General features: G+C 65.9%; 21 protein-coding genes and 1 tRNA gene. 13 read left to right on the top strand and 9 right to left on the bottom strand.

Annotated elements, in window-relative coordinates:
• The first annotated feature begins 80 nt into the window (after positions 1-80).
• Together pyc and EO136_RS09505 are read left to right on the top strand one after the other, a co-directional pair.
• Entirely contained in the window at positions 81-3,521 is a 3,441-nt protein-coding gene (gene pyc / locus EO136_RS09510) for a pyruvate carboxylase (RefSeq protein WP_127144202.1), read from the top strand.
• Positions 3,522-3,640: 119 nt separating this feature from the next.
• Positions 3,641-5,347, top strand: coding sequence for a putative bifunctional diguanylate cyclase/phosphodiesterase (locus tag EO136_RS09505; RefSeq protein ID WP_127144201.1), 1,707 nt, complete (start codon positions 3,641-3,643; stop codon positions 5,345-5,347).
• Between the two features lie 118 nt (positions 5,348-5,465).
• On the opposite strand, the gene EO136_RS09500 is transcribed toward EO136_RS09505, so the two are convergent.
• On the bottom strand, positions 5,466-5,624 hold the full coding sequence (locus tag EO136_RS09500) for a DUF3309 family protein (RefSeq protein ID WP_127144200.1): 159 nt from the start codon (positions 5,622-5,624) through the stop codon (positions 5,466-5,468).
• Positions 5,625-5,699: 75 nt separating this feature from the next.
• On the bottom strand, positions 5,700-5,993 hold the full coding sequence (locus EO136_RS09495) for a YkvA family protein (protein ID WP_164730517.1): 294 nt from the start codon (positions 5,991-5,993) through the stop codon (positions 5,700-5,702).
• Between the two features lie 258 nt (positions 5,994-6,251).
• On the opposite strand from EO136_RS09495, the gene ispG reads away from it, so the two are divergent.
• On the top strand, positions 6,252-7,496 hold the full coding sequence (gene ispG / locus EO136_RS09490) for a flavodoxin-dependent (E)-4-hydroxy-3-methylbut-2-enyl-diphosphate synthase (protein ID WP_127144198.1): 1,245 nt from the start codon (positions 6,252-6,254) through the stop codon (positions 7,494-7,496).
• A gap of 7 nt (positions 7,497-7,503) precedes the next feature.
• On the opposite strand, the gene EO136_RS09485 is transcribed toward ispG, so the two are convergent.
• Positions 7,504-8,394: a polyprenyl synthetase family protein gene (locus EO136_RS09485; protein ID WP_246018315.1), complete on the bottom strand. Its 891-nt coding sequence runs from the start codon at positions 8,392-8,394 to the stop codon at positions 7,504-7,506.
• Positions 8,395-8,525: 131 nt separating this feature from the next.
• Here EO136_RS09485 and EO136_RS09480 point away from each other — a divergent pair, with 131 nt between their 5' ends.
• From EO136_RS09480 to EO136_RS09465, 4 genes are all read left to right on the top strand, one after another.
• Positions 8,526-9,203: a transglycosylase domain-containing protein gene (locus EO136_RS09480; protein WP_127144196.1), complete on the top strand. Its 678-nt coding sequence runs from the start codon at positions 8,526-8,528 to the stop codon at positions 9,201-9,203.
• Positions 9,204-9,371: 168 nt separating this feature from the next.
• A complete protein-coding gene (rpmF, locus tag EO136_RS09475; RefSeq protein WP_127144195.1) occupies positions 9,372-9,554 on the top strand; it encodes a 50S ribosomal protein L32 in 183 nt (60 codons plus the stop codon).
• A gap of 180 nt (positions 9,555-9,734) precedes the next feature.
• Complete coding sequence (gene fumC, locus EO136_RS09470) at positions 9,735-11,129, top strand: class II fumarate hydratase (protein WP_127144194.1); 1,395 nt, start codon at positions 9,735-9,737, stop codon at positions 11,127-11,129.
• A gap of 90 nt (positions 11,130-11,219) precedes the next feature.
• Positions 11,220-11,654, top strand: coding sequence for a hypothetical protein (locus tag EO136_RS09465; protein ID WP_127144193.1), 435 nt, complete (start codon positions 11,220-11,222; stop codon positions 11,652-11,654).
• Positions 11,655-11,691: 37 nt separating this feature from the next.
• Here the strand turns inward: EO136_RS09465 and EO136_RS09460 are convergent, their stop codons facing one another.
• A complete protein-coding gene (locus tag EO136_RS09460; RefSeq protein ID WP_127144192.1) occupies positions 11,692-11,943 on the bottom strand; it encodes a hypothetical protein in 252 nt (83 codons plus the stop codon).
• Positions 11,944-12,200: 257 nt separating this feature from the next.
• Between EO136_RS09460 and EO136_RS09455 the strand changes: the two genes are divergently transcribed.
• Entirely contained in the window at positions 12,201-12,704 is a 504-nt protein-coding gene (locus EO136_RS09455) for a CAP domain-containing protein (RefSeq protein ID WP_127144191.1), read from the top strand.
• Positions 12,705-12,825: 121 nt separating this feature from the next.
• Here EO136_RS09455 and EO136_RS09450 read toward each other — a convergent pair whose 3' ends face one another.
• Entirely contained in the window at positions 12,826-13,476 is a 651-nt protein-coding gene (locus EO136_RS09450) for a PilZ domain-containing protein (protein ID WP_164730516.1), read from the bottom strand.
• 171 nt (positions 13,477-13,647) lie between these two features.
• On the opposite strand from EO136_RS09450, the gene EO136_RS18830 reads away from it, so the two are divergent.
• On the top strand, positions 13,648-13,902 hold the full coding sequence (locus tag EO136_RS18830; RefSeq protein WP_246018314.1) for a sulfurtransferase TusA family protein: 255 nt from the start codon (positions 13,648-13,650) through the stop codon (positions 13,900-13,902).
• A 37-nt stretch (positions 13,903-13,939) separates the two neighbouring features.
• Here the strand turns inward: EO136_RS18830 and EO136_RS09440 are convergent, their stop codons facing one another.
• Positions 13,940-15,112, bottom strand: coding sequence for a D-alanyl-D-alanine carboxypeptidase family protein (locus EO136_RS09440; RefSeq protein WP_164730515.1), 1,173 nt, complete (start codon positions 15,110-15,112; stop codon positions 13,940-13,942).
• 185 nt (positions 15,113-15,297) lie between these two features.
• Here EO136_RS09440 and EO136_RS09435 point away from each other — a divergent pair.
• The 3 genes from EO136_RS09435 (at position 15,298) to EO136_RS09425 (ending at position 16,638) form a co-directional block, all read left to right on the top strand.
• Positions 15,298-15,382 (top strand) — tRNA-Leu (locus tag EO136_RS09435).
• A gap of 144 nt (positions 15,383-15,526) precedes the next feature.
• The gene (locus tag EO136_RS09430) at positions 15,527-16,108 is read left to right on the top strand and encodes a YqaA family protein (protein ID WP_127144187.1); all 582 of its coding nucleotides are present in this window, start codon (positions 15,527-15,529) and stop codon (positions 16,106-16,108) included.
• A gap of 23 nt (positions 16,109-16,131) precedes the next feature.
• Positions 16,132-16,638, top strand: coding sequence for a disulfide bond formation protein B (locus EO136_RS09425; RefSeq protein ID WP_127144186.1), 507 nt, complete (start codon positions 16,132-16,134; stop codon positions 16,636-16,638).
• A gap of 60 nt (positions 16,639-16,698) precedes the next feature.
• On the opposite strand, the gene EO136_RS09420 is transcribed toward EO136_RS09425, so the two are convergent.
• From EO136_RS09420 to EO136_RS09410, 3 genes are all read right to left on the bottom strand, one after another.
• A complete protein-coding gene (locus EO136_RS09420; RefSeq protein ID WP_127144185.1) occupies positions 16,699-17,256 on the bottom strand; it encodes an HNH endonuclease in 558 nt (185 codons plus the stop codon).
• A 190-nt stretch (positions 17,257-17,446) separates the two neighbouring features.
• Entirely contained in the window at positions 17,447-18,112 is a 666-nt protein-coding gene (locus EO136_RS09415; RefSeq protein ID WP_127144184.1) for an alpha/beta hydrolase, read from the bottom strand.
• A 21-nt stretch (positions 18,113-18,133) separates the two neighbouring features.
• On the bottom strand, positions 18,134-18,829 hold the full coding sequence (locus EO136_RS09410; protein WP_127144183.1) for a DNA-3-methyladenine glycosylase family protein: 696 nt from the start codon (positions 18,827-18,829) through the stop codon (positions 18,134-18,136).
• Here EO136_RS09410 and gluQRS point away from each other — a divergent pair.
• On the top strand, positions 18,828-19,682 hold the full coding sequence (gene gluQRS / locus EO136_RS09405; RefSeq protein ID WP_127144182.1) for a tRNA glutamyl-Q(34) synthetase GluQRS: 855 nt from the start codon (positions 18,828-18,830) through the stop codon (positions 19,680-19,682). The genes EO136_RS09410 and gluQRS overlap by 2 nt on opposite strands.
• Positions 19,683-19,714 lie beyond the last annotated feature (32 nt).

Here is a 19,714-nt window from a genome sequence, read left to right as displayed (position 1 = left end):
GGCGCGCATAGATTTCCCATAGATTCCGGCCGGCAGGCCGCCAGCCTCGGCGCCCCGGCTCCCAACCGATGGATGGGTCCATGACGATCAAGAAAATCCTCGTTGCCAACCGCTCGGAAATCGCGATCCGCGTGTTTCGCGCCGCAAACGAGCTGGGGCTCAAGACCGTCGCCGTCTATGCCGAGGAAGACAAGCTCGCGCTGCACCGGTTCAAGGCGGACGAGGCCTATCTGATCGGCAAGGGGCTGGGGCCGGTCGAGGCGTATCTGCAGATCGAGGAATATATCCGCGTGGCGCGCCTTTCGGGGGCCGATGCCATCCATCCGGGCTATGGGCTCTTGTCCGAGAGCCCGGAATTTGCCGATGCCTGCGAGGCGGCGGGGATCGTCTTTATCGGGCCCAGGGCGCAGACCATGCGCGATCTGGGCAACAAGGTCGCCGCGCGCAACATGGCGATCGCCGCCGGGGTGCCGGTGGTTCCTGCCACCGAGCCCCTGCCCGACGATCTCGACCAGGTCGAGAAGATGGCCGAGGAGATCGGCTATCCGCTGATGCTCAAGGCGAGCTGGGGCGGGGGCGGGCGCGGCATGCGCCGGATCACCGATCCCAAGCAGCTCCGCTCGGAGGTCTCGGAAGGCAAGCGCGAGGCCAAGGCCGCGTTCGGCAAGGACGAGATGTATCTCGAAAAGCTGGTGGAAAAGGCGCGGCACGTGGAAGTCCAGCTTCTGGGCGACGACCATGGCAATCTCGTGCATCTGTTCGAGCGCGACTGTTCGGTCCAGCGCCGCAACCAGAAGGTGGTCGAGCGGGCGCCCGCTCCCTATCTGGGCGAGGAAGTGCGCAAGGCGCTGACAGATGCGGCGCTCAAGCTGGGCAATGAAGCCAGTTACCGCTGCGCGGGCACCGTCGAGTTCCTGATGGACGCGGACACCGACGCCTTTTACTTCATCGAGGTCAATCCGCGCATCCAGGTCGAGCACACGGTCACCGAGGAGGTGACGGGCATCGACATCGTCAAGGCCCAGATCCGGGTGATGGACGGGGCGGTGATCGGGACGCCCGAATCGGGGATTCCTGCGCAAAAGGACATCGTCCTGCATGGTCATGCGCTCCAGTGCCGGGTGACGACCGAGGATCCCGAAGAGAATTTCATCCCCGATTACGGCCGGATCACCGCCTATCGCGGGGCGACGGGGTTCGGGGTCCGGCTCGATGGGGGCACCGCCTATTCGGGCGCGGTGATCACCCGCTACTACGATCCGCTGCTGGAAAAAGTGACCTGCTGGGCGCCAACGCCCCAGGAGGCGATCGCGCGCATGGACCGTGCGCTGCGCGAGTTCCGCATCCGCGGGGTTTCGACCAATCTGGCCTTCCTCGAGAACATCATCTCCCACCCCTCGTTCCGGGACAATTCCTACACCACCCGGTTCATCGACACGACGCCCGAGCTTTTCGACATGCCCAAGCGGCAGGACCGGGCGACCAAGCTTCTGACCTATATCGCGGACGTGACGGTGAACGGGCATCCGGAAGTGCGCGACCGTCCGCGCCCGCCCGAGGGGGCAGCATCGCCCGTGGTGCCCGATTATCCGCCGCTTCCGGTGGTCGAGGGCAGCCGGCAGGTTCTCGAGCGGGATGGACCCAAGGGGCTGGCCGATTGGATGAAGGGCCAGAGCCGGGTGCTCTTTACCGACACCACCATGCGCGACGGGCACCAGAGCCTTCTGGCGACCCGGATGCGCACCCATGACATCGCGGGGATCGCCAAGGCCTATTCGCGCGGGCTGCCCGAGCTCTTTTCGCTCGAATGCTGGGGCGGGGCGACCTTTGACGTCTCGATGCGGTTTTTGAACGAGGATCCCTGGGAGCGGCTGTGGAAGGTGCGCGAGGAGGCGCCCAACATCCTCACCCAGATGCTGCTGCGCGGCGCCAACGGGGTGGGCTACACCAACTACCCGGACAATGTGGTCGCCTATTTCGTCGAGAAGGCCGCCCAGGGCGGGGTGGATATCTTCCGGGTGTTCGACTGCCTCAATTGGGTGGAGAACATGCGGGTGGCCATGGACGCGGTGAATGGAGCGGGCAAGGTCTGCGAGGGCACGGTCTGCTACACCGGGGACATGCTCGATCCGGACAGGGCCAAGTACGACCTCAAATATTATGTGGGGCTGGCCAAGGAGCTCGAGGCGGCAGGCGCCCATGTGCTGGGCGTCAAGGACATGGCGGGGCTGATGAAGCCCGCCGCGGCCCGGGCGCTGTTCAAGGCGCTCAAGGAGGAAGTCGGCCTGCCGATCCACTTCCATACCCACGATACCTCGGGCGCGGCGGCGGCAACGGTGCTGGCGGCCTGCGATGCGGGCGTCGATGCGGTCGATGCGGCCATGGATTCGTTCTCGGGCACGACCAGCCAGCCGACGCTGGGTTCGCTGGTGGCCGCGCTTGCGGGCACCGAGCGCGACAGCGGGCTCGATCCCAAGGTGATCCGCGAGATCTCGTTTTACTGGGAAGCGGTCAGGACGCAGTACCGGGCGTTCGAATCCGACCTCAAGGGCGGGGCTTCGGAAGTCTATCTGCACGAGATGCCCGGCGGGCAGTTCACCAATCTCAAGGAGCAGGCGCGCTCGATGGGGCTCGAGCGGCGCTGGCACGAAGTCGCCCAGACCTATGCGGACGTCAACCAGATGTTCGGGGACATCGTGAAGGTAACCCCCTCGTCCAAGGTGGTGGGCGACATGGCGCTGGCCATGGTCTCGTCCGGGCTCACCCGCGCGGACGTCGAGAATCCCGACAAGGACGTCTCGTTTCCCGATTCGGTGATCGGGTTCTTTGCCGGCGATCTGGGCCAGCCCCCGGGGGGCTTTCCCGAGGCGCTGCAGAAAAAGGTGCTCAAGGGGCGCACGCCGCTCTCGGAACGTCCGGGCAAGGGGCTGGCTCCGGCCGATCTCGATGCCGAGCGCAAGGCGGCCGAAGAGGCGGTGGAGGCCGAAGTCGACGACTATCGGCTGGCGTCCTATCTCATGTATCCGAAGGTCTTCGTCGAGTTCATGAAGGCCCAGGCGCTCTACGGGCCCACCGAAGTGCTGCCGACCCCGGTCTATTTTTACGGGCTCGACGCGAGCGAAGAAGCGCTGGTCGAGCTCGAGAAGGGCAAGACGCTGGTCGTCCAGCTTCTGGGGCGGTCCGAGACCAATGAAAAGGGCATGGTGCGGGTGTTTTTCGAGCTCAACGGCCAGCCCCGGGCGGTTGTGGTGCCCGACCGGCTCAAGGCCGGCGACGTGGTGGCCCGTCCCAAGGCCGTCTCGGGCGACCCCAAGCAGGTGGGCGCGCCCATGCCGGGCGTCGTCTCCTCGGTCACCGTTTCGGCCGGCCAGAGCGTTTCGGCCGGGGACGTGCTTTTGACCATCGAGGCGATGAAGATGGAGACCGCGCTGCACGCGGAAGCGGACGGGGAGATCGCCGAAGTGCTGGTCAAGCCGGGCGACCAGATCGACGCCAAGGATCTGCTGGTCAGGATCGGCTGATCGCTTAACTTATCATTGAGGTTAATTGCAGGCCCCACGGGGCCTGCTTATCGGTATTCATACTTAGAAAGCATCTCCCCGTTCACATTGGAGCGAACGATAATCGGGAGACAGCTTTCGTGAATTCCCTGTCCATCTACACAGCGGTCGCGCGGTTCGGGAAGCTGAACTATCGCGCCAAGATCATGATCATGGCGTTCCTTGGAACCCATATTCCTCTTCTGGGCATCATCGCCTGGTCGGTGTTCAACCTCACCGCCGATCCGGCGCTGATCTGGGGGACGCTGCTCGTCGCGCTTGTCGCGACGCTGGCGGGGACCGGGGTGACGCTGTTCATCCTCAACGCGCTGCTCCAGCCGGTGCTCATCACCTCCAAAGCGCTGCGCACCTACAGCACCAGCCGCCAGATCCTCGATCTGCCGCGCGGATTCACCGACGAGGCGGGCACGCTGATGGCCGATGCGGCCGAAACGCTCACCCGGCTCGAGACCACGCTGGTCGAACTCGAAACCCTCGACAAGGTGACCGGCCTGGCCAATCGCGCGAGTCTCGCCACCGAAATCGACGCGCGGATGGCCCGGGGCGAGCCGGTCTCGCTCGTGGTCTTCCGGCTGGCGATGCTCGAGCGGATCACGGCGAGCTTTGATCAGGGGCGGGCCGATCTCGTCATGCGGGTCCTGGCTTCCCGGCTCGGGGGACTGGCGCCGGCCGGCGCCCCGATCGGGCGCATCGACGACCAGAGCCTTGCCATGGTCCTCTCCGATCCCGACGCCGCCGGTGTCTCGCATCTGGCAAAGACGGTCCTGAGCGGGCTGGGCGCGCGCGTGGTGGACGGGGCGTTCGAATCCGCGCCGACCTTCAGCGTCGGGATCGCGACCTCGACAGAGGATGCCGAGCGGGCCGAGGTGCTGGTCGACCGGGCCATTGCCGCGGCGGTCGACACCAGCGCGGTGAACGGGGTCAGCATCTTTACCGCCCAGTCCCGGGAGCGTATGCGCGAACGCTATGTGCTCGAGCAGGAGTTGCGCTCCGCGCTCGTGGGCAACCAGTTCTCGCTGCACTACCAGCCGGTGGTCGATCTGGGCCGGGGCAAGGTGACAGGGGCCGAAGCGCTGCTGCGCTGGACCCATCCCGAGATGGGCATGATCCCGCCCGCCAAGTTCATCCCCATCGCCGAGCGCACCGGGCTGATCGACGAGATCGGGCTTTGGGTCCTGCGCGAAGCCTGTGGACAGGTGGGGCGCTGGAAGGACGAGGGCAATGATCCGCTCAGGATCGCGGTCAATCTCTCGGCCAGCCAGTTCCTCGACCCCCGCATCGAGACAATCGTGCGCGAAGCGATGGATGCGGCGCGGATCGAGCCGGGGCTGATCGAGATCGAGTTGACCGAAACCGCCGCGATGGCCGATGCGGACTATACGCGCCGCACCTTCTCCCGGCTCAAGGACATGGGCATCAGCGTGGCGATCGACGATTTCGGCACCGGATACGCTTCAATGAGCTATCTGCGCAAGCTGCCTTTCGACAAGCTCAAGATCGACCGGGAATTCGTGACCCATGTGGACACCGACACCGATTCCCAGGCGATCTGCGAGGCGGTGATCGCGCTGTCCAAGGGTCTGGGGCTCAAAATCCTGGCCGAAGGCACCGAGCGGCGCGAGGAGGTCGATTTCCTCACCTCCCGGGGCTGCTCTCTGTTCCAGGGCTATTATTTCTCAAAGCCCGTACCGGCCAGCGCGCTGATGGAATCGATCGCCGATATCGCGATGCGCAACGAGGCGGATGCGGCCGATCGCGCCACCGGGTCGTTCGCGCAGGCGCTCTGAGCCGACCGGCCGGGAGTAAAGATAAAAAAAAGGGCCCGTCACGCGTGCTGCGTGGCGGGCCTTTTTGCGTCCTGGCGTGTGATCTATCCCTGTCAAGGCATGCCGACAGACGCTGGGCCTATATCTGGCCCATGAGCATCAGGATCAGGATGACGATCAGGATGACACCCAGGATGCCGGTGGGTCCGTACCCCCAGCTTCGCGAATAGCCCCACGTCGGCAGCGCGCCGACCAGAAGCAGGATCAGAATGATCAGGATTATTGTTGAAAGACCCATAATGCAAATTCCCTCATCTCGGCCCCAATGGCACCCAGACAATTCGAATCGCGGGCCTTTGGTTCCCGGGCCGCGTTAATGGCGGTGGCGCGCCGATCCATCGATCACCGGCCGGTCGGTCCGGACCGGAACGGGCTGGGCCTGCGGGAGCCGGGCCACGATCAGGCTCATGATGAGCGGCACGATCACCAGATCATCGAGCCAGCCGGCGAACGGGATCACATCGGGGATGAGATCGACGGGGCTGATGAGATAGAGGACCGCGAACAGGGTCGCGACCTTCAGATGCGTGGGGGTCTCGCGCGCCATGAAGGCTTTCGCCAGCAGCACGACATGCCTGCGAAAACGCAGGAACCGGGGGAGGAGCATGGAAGAGAGCTGTCTGATCATGACAAGATAAGTGGGGAGGCCTGCGCGGGTTTCAAGTGGGTGTCACGAAGCCGTGCCACCCGATGGCTCGTATTGCCTCGATGGCGGCCAGCGCCTATGTGTGGCGCACAAGCGATGCCCTTGGGCATATCCGGTTCTCGTCGGAATCAGAACCGGAGCCCGAGTTGGTGATGTGTCGTGTTTCCGGACGGAAAGATGTCTCCGCTTTTCCCGGAAACGCCCCAAGGATGAAGGCGAATGACAGGTCCTCTCAAGCGCAGGAAATCGGTGGGCGTAGATGTGGGCGGCGTGCTGGTGGGCGGCGCGGGACCGGTGGTGGTCCAGTCCATGACCAACACCGACACCGCCGATATCGACGCCACGGTCCGGCAGGTGGCGGCGCTGGCGCGCGCAGGCTCGGAAATCGTGCGGATCACGGTGGACCGGGACGAGGCCGCCGCCGCGGTGCCCCATATCCGGGACCGGCTGATGGTGCTGGGCTTCGATGTGCCGCTGGTGGGCGATTTCCACTATATCGGCCACAAGCTTCTGGCCGATCATCCCGCCTGCGCCGAGGCGTTGGCCAAGTACCGGATCAATCCGGGCAATGTGGGGTTCAAGGACAAGCGGGACACCCAGTTCTCCCAGATGATCGAGATCGCCAACCGGCACGACAAGCCGGTGCGGATCGGGGTCAACTGGGGGTCGCTCGACCAGGAGCTTCTGACCGCGCTCATGGACGAGAACGCCGCCCGGCCCGAGCCCTGGAGCGCCGCGCATGTCCAGCGCGAGGCGATCATCCGGTCCGCGCTCTATTCGGCCGAGCGGGCCGAGGCGCTGGGCATGGGGCGCGAGAAGATCATCCTTTCGACCAAGGTGTCGGACGTCCAGCAGCTCATCGCGGTCTACAAGGATCTGGCGGCCCGGTGCGATTATGCGCTGCATCTGGGGCTCACCGAGGCGGGGATGGGGTCCAAGGGCATCGTTGCCTCCTCGGCGGCGATGGGGATCCTGCTCCAGGAGGGGATCGGGGACACGATCCGGATTTCGCTGACGCCCGAGCCCGGCGGGGACCGGACGCTCGAGGTCAAAGTGGCCCAGGAGCTCCTCCAGACCATGGGATTCCGCCAGTTCGTGCCGGTGGTGGCCGCGTGCCCGGGCTGCGGGCGGACGACCTCGACGACCTTCCAGACGCTGGCCAAGGACATCCAGGACCACCTGTCGTCCTCTATGCCCGAATGGCGCGAGAAATATCCCGGGGTCGAGGCCATGAGCGTTGCGGTGATGGGCTGCATCGTGAACGGGCCGGGGGAATCAAAGCACGCCGATATCGGCATCTCGCTGCCCGGGACCGGGGAGACGCCCTCGGCTCCGGTGTTCGTCGACGGCCAGAAGGTCGCAACGCTCCGGGGGGCGGACGTTGCCGACCAGTTCAAGGTCATGGTGGCCGACTATATCGAAAAGCGCTTCGGCTCGGGGGCCGCGCGGGTAAAGGCCGGCTGACGAGCGCTCAGCTTTGCCGGCTGGCGAAGAACCGGATCAGGGCGTGCAGGGGGGCTGCCTGGGGCCCGAAATCCCTGAGAGCGTCGATGCCATCGGCGACCGCGCGGTCGAGGATGTCGCGCGCGGCGTCGACGCCGCGGAGGGCGACGATGGTGGATTTGTTCTGGGCGAGGTCCTTGCCGGCGGTCTTGCCGAGCGCGTCCGAGGTGGCGGTGACGTCGAGAATGTCGTCGGCGATCTGGAAGGCGAGGCCGGCTGCCGCGCCATAGCGGATCAGCCCGGACCGGATTTCGGGGTCCGCCCGACCCAGGATGGCGCCCATCTCGACCCCGGTGCGAATCAGCGCGCCGGTCTTTTTGGCCTGCATCGCAAAGATGGCGTCCTGGTCAAGCGCGGTGGTTTCCCCTTCGATATCCTCCATCTGGCCGCCCACCATGCCCTGGGGGCCGGAGCCGAGCGCGAGGGCCGCGATCAATTCGGCGCGCACCGCCGGGTCGGGGTGGACGAGGGGGTCGGCCAGAAGCGCGAAGGCTTCGGTCAGCAGCCCGTCTCCTGCGAGAATCGCGGTGGCCGGATCGAACTGGACCCAGACCGTGGGCTTGCCGCGGCGCAGGGTGTCGTTGTCCATGTCGGGGAGATCGTCATGGACCAGTGAGTAGCAATGGACCATTTCGAGCGCGGCGCCGGCCGCAAGGGCGTGTTCAGCCTCCACGCCGAAAAGCGCGGCGGAGGACTGCACGAGGAAGGGCCGTAATCGCTTGCCCCCGCCCAAGGCGCCATGGACCATCGCCGCGCGCAGCCTCGAAGGGATCGCCGACCGCTCGAGGCGGGCGGCGAGAAAGCGCTCGGTGCGGGCAGCGCAGCGTGCGATGGCGTCGGTGAGGTCCGGTGCGGTCATGTCTGGTCCAGTCATGGCCGGATTTGCTAATGGGTTCGCACTCGTTCTACAAGCGCCACGCGTGGGGCGCGCGAGAAACAGGAAGTCCCTTCTTGGCTGGACGGAACAAAAGGCGGGGCCTGGTGTGGGGGATGGCGCGCGTCGTCCTTGCACTGTGCGCAATCGTGATCGCCCTGCCGCTGGTGCTCGTGCCGGTCTATGGACTGGTGCCGCCGGTCTCGACCCTGATGATCGCCCGATACCTCACTCTCCAGCCGGTCGCGCGGGAGTGGCGGGATATCGACACGATCTCGGACCGGCTCAAGACCGCCGTGGTGCTCTCGGAAGACGGGCAGTTCTGCCGCCATGACGGGGTGGACTGGGCAGCGCTGCACATCGAATTTCAGAACTGGCGCGCAGGCGAGGAGGCGCGGGGGGCGTCCACCATTACCATGCAGGTGGCGCGCAATCTTTTCCTGGTCAATTCCCGCTCGGTGGTGCGCAAGGCGCTCGAGGTGCCGCTGGCGGTCTATATCGACCTGGTGCTGCCCAAGCGGCGCATCCTCGAGATCTATCTCAACATCGCCGAATGGGGGCCCGGGGGCACGTTCGGGGTGGAGGCGGGCGCTCAGCGGGCCTTCGGGACGGGCGCGGAGAGCTTTACCTGGGAGCGGGCGACGCTGCTCACGGTCAGCCTGCCCAATCCGCACCTGCGCAACCCTGCGGCTCCGAGCGCGGGCATGCGCCGCGTGGCGGGGATCGTCGAGACGCGGGCGCGGCGATTTTCCGCCAATGCGGAATGCGTTTTTTCCGGCGAACCGCAATTGTAAGGGGCGCGGCGGCCAAAGGCGGGATTTTGCGTCTGGCGCTCTAGCCAAACCCGCCACGATCCTTTATAGAGCGCCACGATCCGAGACACGAGAAGTATGCTTGGCGTCCCCGGCGCGGCCTATCCAATTGTCGCCCGAACCCCAGCAGCCCAGACCTGGAGCAGGAAAATGGCAGTCCCCAAGAGAAAGACGACGCCGATGAAGCGCGGGTTCCGCCGTTCGGCTGACGCGCTCAAGAATTCGGCTTACGTGGAAGACAAGGACAGCGGCGAGCTGCGCCGTCCGCACCACGTCGATCTGAAGTCCGGCATGTATCGCGGCCGGCAGATCCTCGAGCCCAAGGGCAACTGAGCCGCGGGCCGCTGACTGGTCGCGATTCCGAAGCGGGAAAGTGCTCCTGCTGTTGCCGGAAACGCTCGAGTGCCTGACGGGCATAGACCAAAGCGGCATTGACGGCACAGAGCCTGCACGATTACGGCCAGTCCTTGAGATCAGGGACTGGCCTTTTTCATGATCCCCGGAGGACATCTGATGAGCACGCGCACCGAAACCGATTCCATGGGCCCGATCGCGGTGCCTTCGGACAGATATTACGGCGCACAGACCGCGCGCTCGCTCCAGAATTTCGATATCGGTGGCGAGAAGATGCCGCTTGAGATCGTCCACGCCTTCGGCATTTTGAAAAAGGCCGCCGCGCTCACCAACAAGAGCCTGGGGCTGATGGACGCCGAGACCTGCGCGCTGATCGTTGCGGCGGCCGACGAGGTGATCGGCGGCACGCTCGACGATCATTTCCCGCTGGTGGTCTGGCAGACCGGGTCGGGTACCCAGTCCAATATGAACGTCAACGAGGTGATCTCCAACCGCGCCATCGAGATGGCCGGCGGACAGATGGGCACGAAAAAGCCGGTCCATCCCAATGACCACGTCAACATGAGCCAGTCGTCCAACGACACCTATCCCACCGCCATGCACATCGCCGCGGTGACCGTGATCGAGGACGCGCTCCTGCCCAAGGTCAAGGTGCTGCGCGATACGCTGGACGCCAAGTCCGCAGCCTTCATGGACGTGGTCAAGATCGGGCGCACCCACCTCCAGGACGCCACGCCTCTGACGCTGGGACAGGAAATCTCGGGCTGGGTGGCCCAGATCGACCGGGCCCTCGATGCGATCCGCGCCACGCTCCCCCAACTGCGCGAGCTGGCGCTGGGCGGCACGGCGGTGGGCACCGGGCTCAACACCCATCCCGATTATGCGCGCCTGGTGGCCGAGGAGATCGCGGCGCTGTCGGGCCATGCGTTCGTCACCGCGCCCAACAAGTTCGCGGTGCTCGCCGGGCACGACGCGTTCGTGGGGGCATCGGGCGCGCTCAAGCAGCTCGCCGCCGCGCTCATGAAGATCGCCAACGACGTGCGCTGGCTGGCTTCGGGCCCCCGGTCGGGGCTGGGGGAAATCACCATTCCCGAGAACGAGCCGGGTTCCTCGATCATGCCGGGCAAGGTCAACCCGACCCAGTCCGAGGCCATGACCATGGTGGCCGCACAGGTGATGGGCAATGACGCCACCATCGGGTTCGCCGCCAGCCAGGGCAATTTCGAGCTCAATGTCTACAAGCCCGTCATCGCCTACAATTTCATCCAGTCGGTGCGGCTTCTGGCGGACGCCGCCAAATCGTTCAACGACAATTGCGCGGTGGGCATCGAGCCCGATCGCAAGAAGATCAACGAGCATCTGAACAATTCGCTGATGCTGGTGACCGCCCTCAACCGCAGGATCGGGTACGACAACGCGGCCAAGATCGCCAAGACCGCCCACAAGAACGGCACGACCCTGCGCGAAGAGGCGATCAATCTGGGGCTTCTGACCGGCGAGGAATTCGACGCCGAGGTGCGGCCCGAGGACATGGTGGGCCCGCGCGCCAATTAATCGGGCGCCCAAGGGCACGAGGCTCTGGATAAGGGGCGGGGATTGGGGCACTGTCGTCCCACTCGTCGCCCTCTTGCCAGGAATGTCGTCATGCGCCCCCCTGCCCCCCGGCCCTCACCGCTCCTCATCCCGCCGCTTCTGGCCATCCCGCTGGTCGCCTATAACGCGATGGCGCTTTTCGGCTATGGATCGGCGGCGGACTGGGCGGCGCCGATGTTCTCGATCACCATGGTCTCGGGCGGGGTCTGGAGCGTGGGCGCGGGCGATCTCTTCCTTGCGGTCTCGCTGCTGCTGTTGTTTGGCGAAATCCTGAAGTCCACCCGGTTCGGCAATGCCTCGGTGGTCGATCACATGCTCTCCACGCTGGTGTTCGTGGTGTGCCTGGTGGAGTTCCTCGTGGTGCCGTTCGCGGCGACCTCGGTGTTCTTCATCCTGATGATGATGGCGCTGATCGACGTGATTGCGGGGTTCACCGTCTCGATCCGGGCGGCGGCGCGGGACGTGCAGTTCGGCGGGCTGGAATAGGGGCGCCTTCGGGCGCTCCATTGCTTGGTTTCCCGGATCAGGCGTCCATGGTCTTGCGGTAGCCCATGGGCATGCGCTTGACGTCGAGCCGGTCGGTCAGCCTATAGGCGCCGGTGGCGGCCCGGGTGCGGGCATCGGCGGCTTCGGGCTGGGGGGCGCGGGTGGCGAGCACCTGGGCGACGAAGGCCGACCCGGCGGGCTGGCCGGGAGCACGCACGCGCAGGGCCCCGACCGCCACGGGCAGGCGGTGTGCAGAAACGAAACGCTTTCTGCTCTCGGGGTCGTCCATCTCGCCTCTCGATGTCCCTTTATGGGCCGGCGTCCCGTTATGGGACGCGTTTTCCAGCCTTCTCGACCAAACGTCGCAAGCGCCATGCCAGTTCGCAACGATTTGTTAAGGTTTTCCCCCGCGCACCGGTTGCATGGCCGGCGATCACGATCCCGAATGGGTTTCCCGACAGGTAAGGAATACGCCCCATTTTGGTGAAAATGCGGTGGTAGGCGGGGACCACCTGCCTGACCTCACCCACAACCGGACGGATTCCGATGACCCTTGGACTTGCCAATATTTCCGCGCGCGGCGCACGTGCCGGCCTGACGATCGCAGCGCTCGGCCTCGTTGCCGTTCTGGCCGGGTGCCTCGGGCCTGCTGCCGCTCCGTCGGGCGGGCTGGCCCCTGGCCTCGTCACGCCGATCTCCAGCGAGGGCGCGCAGATGGACAGGGGTGCGGCGCTCGGGCTGATCAACCAGTACCGGTCCGTGCGCGGGGTGTCGGCACTTTCCGCCGATACCACGCTTAATGCGCAGGCCCAGGCGGTGGCGGCGCAATATGCGGCCACGGGTACTGCGCCCTCCCGGCCTTCGGGCGCCAGTGTGATGCAGTTGAGCGCGGGATACGAGAATTTCGCCGAGACCTTCTCGGGCTGGCGCAACAATCGCACCGATGCCGATGCGCTGGCCACGTCGGGCGCGAGCAAGGCCGGGCTGGCCGTGGTCTATGCGCCCAATTCCTCCTATGGCACCCATTGGGTGCTGCTGATGGCCCCGTAAGCGGCGCATAGAGCTCCTGTTCTGATTGAATCAGAACAGGAGCTCTAAGTCTTTGATTTGTCGCGTTTCCGAACCGGAAAAGTGTTTCCACTTGTCCTGGAAACGCTCTAGCCTCAAAGGTTCAGAGATAGACCTGCTCGGGCGCCGGCCGGATAAGGCGGCGCTCGAGATCGCCGCGCCCGAGGGGCGTGATAAAGGCGATGGCAAAGCCCGGGTCGAGATGGCGCACCACCCGGCCCACGGCGCTTCCCACGGCGAGCGGGGTGCCCATGGCGGGCAGGATGTCGGCGGCGACGGCGACGCCTGATGCGGACATGTCGATCACCGTGCAGCGCATGCGGCTGCCATCGGCAAGGATGATGGTGGATTCGGGATTGCGCGGGATGACCCGCGGATGGCGTCGGCGCTCGGGAACCTGGAAATTGCGGCGCTTCTCGAGCCAGGTGACCCGCGCGGCGAGCCGGGTGCGCTCGGCATGCAGCGCCTGGATTGCCACAACGAAGCCGAAGCCGAGATTGCGCGCGATGGTGCCGGTGATCACGCCCAGCTCGTCGAAATGGGTGATGACCACGTCCCCTACCGTTCCGCCCACGGGGGCCGAGAGCGACATGGTGAGCGGGGAGATGCGCCTTATGCGGCAGGTGAAACTGGAAACGGTCGGGCTCTCTCCGCGCCATTTGGCCAGAAAGTATCGGCCCCGGATATCGGTGATATGCCGGGTGCGGTCATCGATGGCCGGCGCGTCCTGGCCGGCTGGCCCTGGCGAAGTCATGTCCGCGCGATCTCCCGGCCGCCGGCACCCCGTCCTGTCCGCAGCCTTGGTCATTGCGAAGGTAAACCGGCAGAGCTAAACAAAGGCTTTCCAGCTCCGCGCTCCTCCCGATGGGGGCGCCAACCCGATGTTCATCCCCAGCGCGGCCGATGCTGCCGCCCGGAGCGCGCCTTGTCCTCAGAAAATGCCGCAGAGAATGCCGTGGTGATCGATGCCCGGGGGCTCAAATGCCCCATGCCGGTGCTCAAGGCCGAAAAGCGCCTGTCGCTGGCCGCGCCCGGGGAGCGGTTCATGGTGCTGGCCACCGACCCGCTGGCGCGGATCGACGTGGCCGCGTTCTGCCAGAAGGCGGGCCATGCGTGTTCGCTGGACGAAGCGGACGGCGTGCTGCGGTTTGCGATCATTGCCGGGCCCAGGCGTGGCTGAGCGGGGCCCTCGGGCCGGTCAGAGCCGGCACGTCTGATCAGAGTGCCGGCCGCGGGCGGGGCAGGGGGATGAAGGGCTCGCCGCCGGAGGGGGCGAATTCGGATGGGCCGCTGTCGCCCGCCGGCCCGGGCTCGGGCATGGCGAACCGGGAGGCGATGGTCGATGCGTCGGCAGGCCGGGGGCGGGGGAGCGGCACGTCGCGCAGGCGGCCCATGATGGACATGGTGTGCACGGGCCGCTCGATGTCGTCGATCAGATAGCTCAGCTGCCCGTCGAGCCCGAGGGGGAATTCGGCCTTGCGGGCCTCGGTATAGCTGGCCGCCCCGGCGCCGCAGACATTGGGGCGCATGTTGACGGGCGCGAGATCGGTGCGGTTGGCGACCTGGGTGATCGAGCGCCCTGTGCCGCGATAGCCGCCGGCAAAACCGGAAAACAGCATCTGTGCGGTCATTTCTCCGCGCTCGCGCGAGGAGCTGCCGCCGAAGGTGACCGCGAGCAGGCGGCGCCCGTTGCGGTGGGCGGTGGCCACGATGTTGAGCCCGGACGCGCAGACATAGCCGGTCTTCATGCCGTCGGTGCCCGAAAAGGCGGTGAGCAATTCATTGTTGGTGTGCGAGCGCGACTGGCCATGGACCACGGTCCGTGTTGAGAACATGGCGTCGTACTGGGGAAAGCGCGAGCGGATGACGAGGGCGAGGACGGCGATGTCGCGCGCGGTGGTGACCTGGGCGGGGTCGTGCAGCCCGTGGGGATTGACGAAATTGGTGCCGGTCATGCCCAGATGCCCGGCCCGGGCGTTCATCATCTGCACGAAAACCGCTTCGGACCCCCCGATGGTCTCGGCGATGGCCACGGCGATGTCGTTGGCCGACTTGATGATGAGCAGGTAGAGCGCATCCTCGAGGGTGATGGCGGTGTCGAGCGGGAAGCCCATCTTGGAGGGCGGGGCGGCCAGCGCATTGGCCGTGGTAATGACCGGGGTCGAGAGCGAGGCCTGGCCGGTCTCTATGGCTTCGAAGGCCAGAAGCGCGGTCATGAGCTTGGTGAGCGAGGCCGGATGCCAGGGCACGCCCGCTTCATTCTCGTGGAGCACTTCGCCGGTGCTCATGTCCACCAGAAGCTGGGGCAGGGCCTGAGCGGGGGCAATTGCGGCGAACACGCTGGACAGCGCGAGAATCAGTGCGGCGAGCACGCGGCTTAGGGTCGGCACCGTGTCGTCTCCATGAGCAATCCCATAAAGGGCCATCCAGCAGGGCAGGTCGTCTCTTAGCAGGCCCAGTGTGGCGGAACAATGTCGGGGAGCGCCGGTGCGTGGACGGCGCGCCGGGCCGATCGAACGGGGGCGCACATACGGCTTGCCTTGAGCACGCGCCTCACGCTATGGAGCACAGACGTGCCCTCCTGGCGGAACTGGTAGACGCGACGGACTCAAAATCCGTTTCCCTAGGGAGTGCCGGTTCGATTCCGGCGGAGGGCACCACGTTTTCTCAACCCTTCTCGTGCCAGTGTTCGCGTGCGAGCCTTGTGGCCGGCGCCGGGACCGGTGCGTCCATACCGTTGCGTGGCCCCCATGCGCCAGGCTGGCTGAGAAGATAACGAACGTAAAAAGCGGACGGGTCCGGATATGCTGCGCAGACTGTACGACTGGGCGATGAACATTGCGCGCGGCCGGCACGCCCGCTGGGGGCTGGCCGGGGTGAGCTTTGCGGAAAGCTCGTTCTTTCCCATTCCTCCAGACGTGATGCTGATCCCCATGGTGGTCGCCGATCGCCGTTCGGCCTGGGTCAATGCGCTGATCTGCACCATCGCCTCGGTGCTGGGCGGGCTCTTTGGCTATCTGATCGGGGCCGCGCTGTTCGAGCCGCTGGCCCGGCCGATCCTGGAATTCTACCATTACGGCGATGCTTTCGATCAGCTTCAGGTCTGGTTCGACGAATACGGGCTCCTGATCGTCTTCGTGGCCGGGTTCACGCCCGTGCCCTACAAGGTTTTCACCATCGCGTCGGGCGTGGCGGGCATGTTCCTGCCCGTCTTCATCATCGGGTCGATCATTTCCCGGGGAGCGCGCTTTTTCATCGTGGCGGGCCTGCTATACCTTTACGGCGAGCCGATCCGGGTGTTCATCGAAAAGCGTCTGGGATTGATGACCGCGCTCTTTACGGTCCTGCTCATCGGCGGGTTCGTCGCCATACGCTACATCAGATAAGGTCCGCACCGATGGTCCGCCACATGCCCAGCACCACTGGTCCCAACCGCAACCTTGTGAACGCGGCTTTCATGGCGGGCCTGTTTGCCATCCTCGGGGCGCTGGCCTTCGAGCATATCGGCGGGCTCTACCCTTGCCCGCTCTGCCTCGAGCAGCGCTGGCCGTACTATATCGGGCTGCCGATGCTGGCCGTCGTGATCCTGGGCTGGAACCGGCTTGGCCAGACTGTGCGCGTCGGGCTTTCGGGTGCGGTGGCGGCGCTGTTTGTGTGGGGCACCTGGATGGGGATCTACCACACGGGCGTGGAGTGGGACATCTTCGAGGGGCCCGCGAGCTGCTCGGGCGTGGGCGACGATGCGGTGAGTCTGGACATGCTGGGCGATCTCAGCGGGGTCAGGATCGTGCCCTGCGACGCGGTGCAGTTCGAGCTCTTGGGGATTTCGCTGGCCGGGTTCAACGCCATCATTTCCGCGATCATCGTCATCCTGCTGGTGCGGTCGATAATCGGACAGGTGCGGCGCGGGCGCTGAGCCTCTCGCGCGCATTCATTCCCGACGCGTCCGGGCGTTCAGTCTTTTCCTGGAAACGCTCTACGGCTCGAGTTCGATGTCCCAGTAGAGGAAATCGAGCCAGCTTTCATGGAGATAGTTGGGCGGGAAGGCCCGGCCATTGTTGTGCAATTCGTGCACGGTGGGCTGGAAGGGCCTCTGCATGGGATACATGCCGATCTCGCGGGACGTGCGGTTGGCCTTGCGCAGATTGCAGGGCGAACAGGCGGCGACGATGTTGTCCCAGGTGGTGCGGCCGCCCAGCGAGCGGGGCAGGACGTGGTCGAACGTCAGATCGTGACGCGACCCGCAATACTGGCACTGGAAACGGTCGCGGAGGAAGACGTTGAAGCGTGTGAAGGCGGGATATTTGGCGGGCTGCACGTAGTCCTTGAGCGAGATGACGCTGGGCAGGCGCATCTCGAAGGTGGGACTTCGCACGACCTTTTCGTATTCCGAGACGATGTGCACGCGCTCCAGACACACCGCCTTGACCGCGTCCTGCCAGTTCCAAAGGGACAAGGGATAGTAGCTGAGCGGCCGGTAATCGGCGTTCAGGACAAGTGCTGGGCAGGCCTGCGGTGACACGTGAACGGTCACTCAACCCTCCGGTCCATGGAGGCTGGGCCCTGTCCGTCTCCGAACCCCTCGGAAAAGGGGGCCTCAGCCGTTTCTCCGGACCCAAGCGAGCGGTGGCCTTATCTGGCCGCCGTCCGGTGGGGCCCGGAACGATTCCATGGCCATATTCTATGCCCGATATGACAGGGCTGTGAAGAAGCTTATCAATAAACTATCCGTTGATGCGCTCGGCGAGAAAAGCGGTCGCCGCCTCGAGCCCGTCGGTGGGGATGGTGTGGCCCGCGCCCGGGGAGATGTGGAGCTGCACGTCGAGCCCAAGTTCGGTGAGGAAGGGTTCGGCCTTGAGGCTGCCCGAAACCGGGACCACCTCGTCAGCGTCCCCGTGCACGAGCAGCACCGGGGGGCGCGAGGCGATCTCGCCCTTGAGCGCCTCGGGTTCGATCACCATCCCGGAAAAGGCGATGATGGCCTTGAGCGGATCCTTGAGCCGCAGGCCGGTGTCGAGGGCCATCATGGCGCCCTGCGAGAAGCCCACCAGCACCGTCTCAGCCGGGCCGAGCCCGGTCTGGGCCCAGAGATCTTCGAGAAAGTCCAAAATGACCGGCCGGGCCGATTGCGAGCCCACGAGGCGGGAGATGTCGCGATCGGGATCGAGCGCGAACCATTGATAGCCGAAAGGATTGCCCGGGCACCCCTCATGGGCGTTGGGGGCGACGAACAGCGCATCGGGGAAGCTGTCGCGCCAGAACTGGCCGAGCGCGATCAGGTCGCGCCCGTCCGAGCCATAGCCGTGCAGCAGGACGACGAGCTGGCGGGCGTTGCCCGAAACGGGCGGCAGCATGGGGCCGGAGAGCTTGGGGGGCGTGGTGGTGGTCATGATGGGGTCCTTGATCGGGGCTCAGAGCGCGTCCCAGGCATCGGAATTCTTCATGGCGGAAAAATAGCGCCAGAACATGAGGGCCGCCGCGCCGCGATGGGGAGACCAGTCGCGGGCCAGCGCGATCAGCTCGGCGGACGCGGGTCGACCAGGCAGGTCCAGGGCGTGGGCGACGGCCTTCTGGAGCGCGAGGTCGCCCGCCGGAAAGATGTCGGGATGGCCCGCGCAGAACAGGAGATAGATCTCGGCGGTCCAGGGGCCGATGCCCTTGAGCGCGGTGAGCGTTTCGATGGCGGCGTCGGGCTCCATGGTGTCGACGAGATCGAAATCGATCGCGCCGGCCTCTATCGCCCGGGCAAGTCCGGTGAGGGTGCGGTGCTTGCCGGCCGAAAGCCCGGCGCCGCGCAGATCGGTCTCCTCGAGCGCAAGATAGGCAGGCGCGGTGGTCGCGCCCATCGCCTCGAGCCGGCCCCAGATGGCGCGGGCCGAGGCCACCGAGAGTTGCTGCCCGCAGATGACCCGCGCCATGCCGGTAAATCCGCCCGGCGAGGTGCGCAGACTGACCTCGCCGGCCCGGGCGATGGCCGCCGCGAGCCGGGGGTCGCGGGTGCCGAGCCCTTCGAGATGGGCGGCAAGCGCCTCGGAGGTATCGAGCCGTGCTGGATGGGCGGCGCGGGCCGTGATAGGGGGGTGCGACGCATCGGGTGGAAGGGCCATGTCTCCATCACAACCGATTTTCCGCTTCGCGCCAAGCCCGAACGGGCTTCTGCACGCGGGCCATGCCTATTCGGCGCTGTTTACCGACCATTGGGCCCGGGCGTTGGGGGGCAAGATGCTGGTGCGGATCGAGGATATCGACACCGCGCGCAGCCGTGAGGTGTTCGTGGAGGCGATTCTCGAGGACCTGGCCTGGCTGGGGCTCGACTGGCCGGCGCCGGTGCGGCGGCAGTCGGACCATTTCGATTTCTACCGGGCGGGCGCGAAACGGCTTGTGGATGCGGGGCTGGTCTATCCGTGCTTTTGCACGCGGGCCGAGATTCGCGCGGCGGGCACGGGGGAGACCGATCCCGACGGCGCGCCGCTCTATCACGGGGGGTGCAGGGCCATCGGGGCACCAGAGCGCGCCGCGCGGATCGCGGCGGGCGCGCCCCATGCGCTGCGGCTCGACATGAGAGAAGCGATCAGGCGGGCCGGGGCGCTCGAGATCGCCGAGACCATGCCGACACCCAGGGACGCGGTGAAGCGCCGGGCTGCCGATCCGGGCCGCTGGGGCGACGTGATCGTGGTGCGCAAGGATACGCCCACGAGCTATCATCTCTCTGTGGTGCTCGACGACGCCCATCAGGGGATAACCCATGTCACACGGGGCATGGATCTGCACGCGGCGACCGATATCCATGTGCTGCTGCAGGCGCTTCTGGGGCTGGCCGCCCCGCTCTATTGCCACCACGCTCTGGTGCGCGACGCGGAACAGGCCAAGCTCGCCAAGTCCCGGGGCTCGCAAAGCCTTGCCGATCTGCGCGCGGCCGGCTGGAGCGCGGCCGATCTGCGGGCGCATCTGGGAATCTGACCGGGAACCGGGGGAAAGCTTTTCCATTTGTC

Source organism: Pelagibacterium montanilacus (assembly GCF_003992665.1).
Taxonomy (GTDB): domain Bacteria; phylum Pseudomonadota; class Alphaproteobacteria; order Rhizobiales; family Devosiaceae; genus Pelagibacterium; species Pelagibacterium montanilacus.
This window is presented reverse-complemented; position numbering and strand designations above follow the sequence as displayed.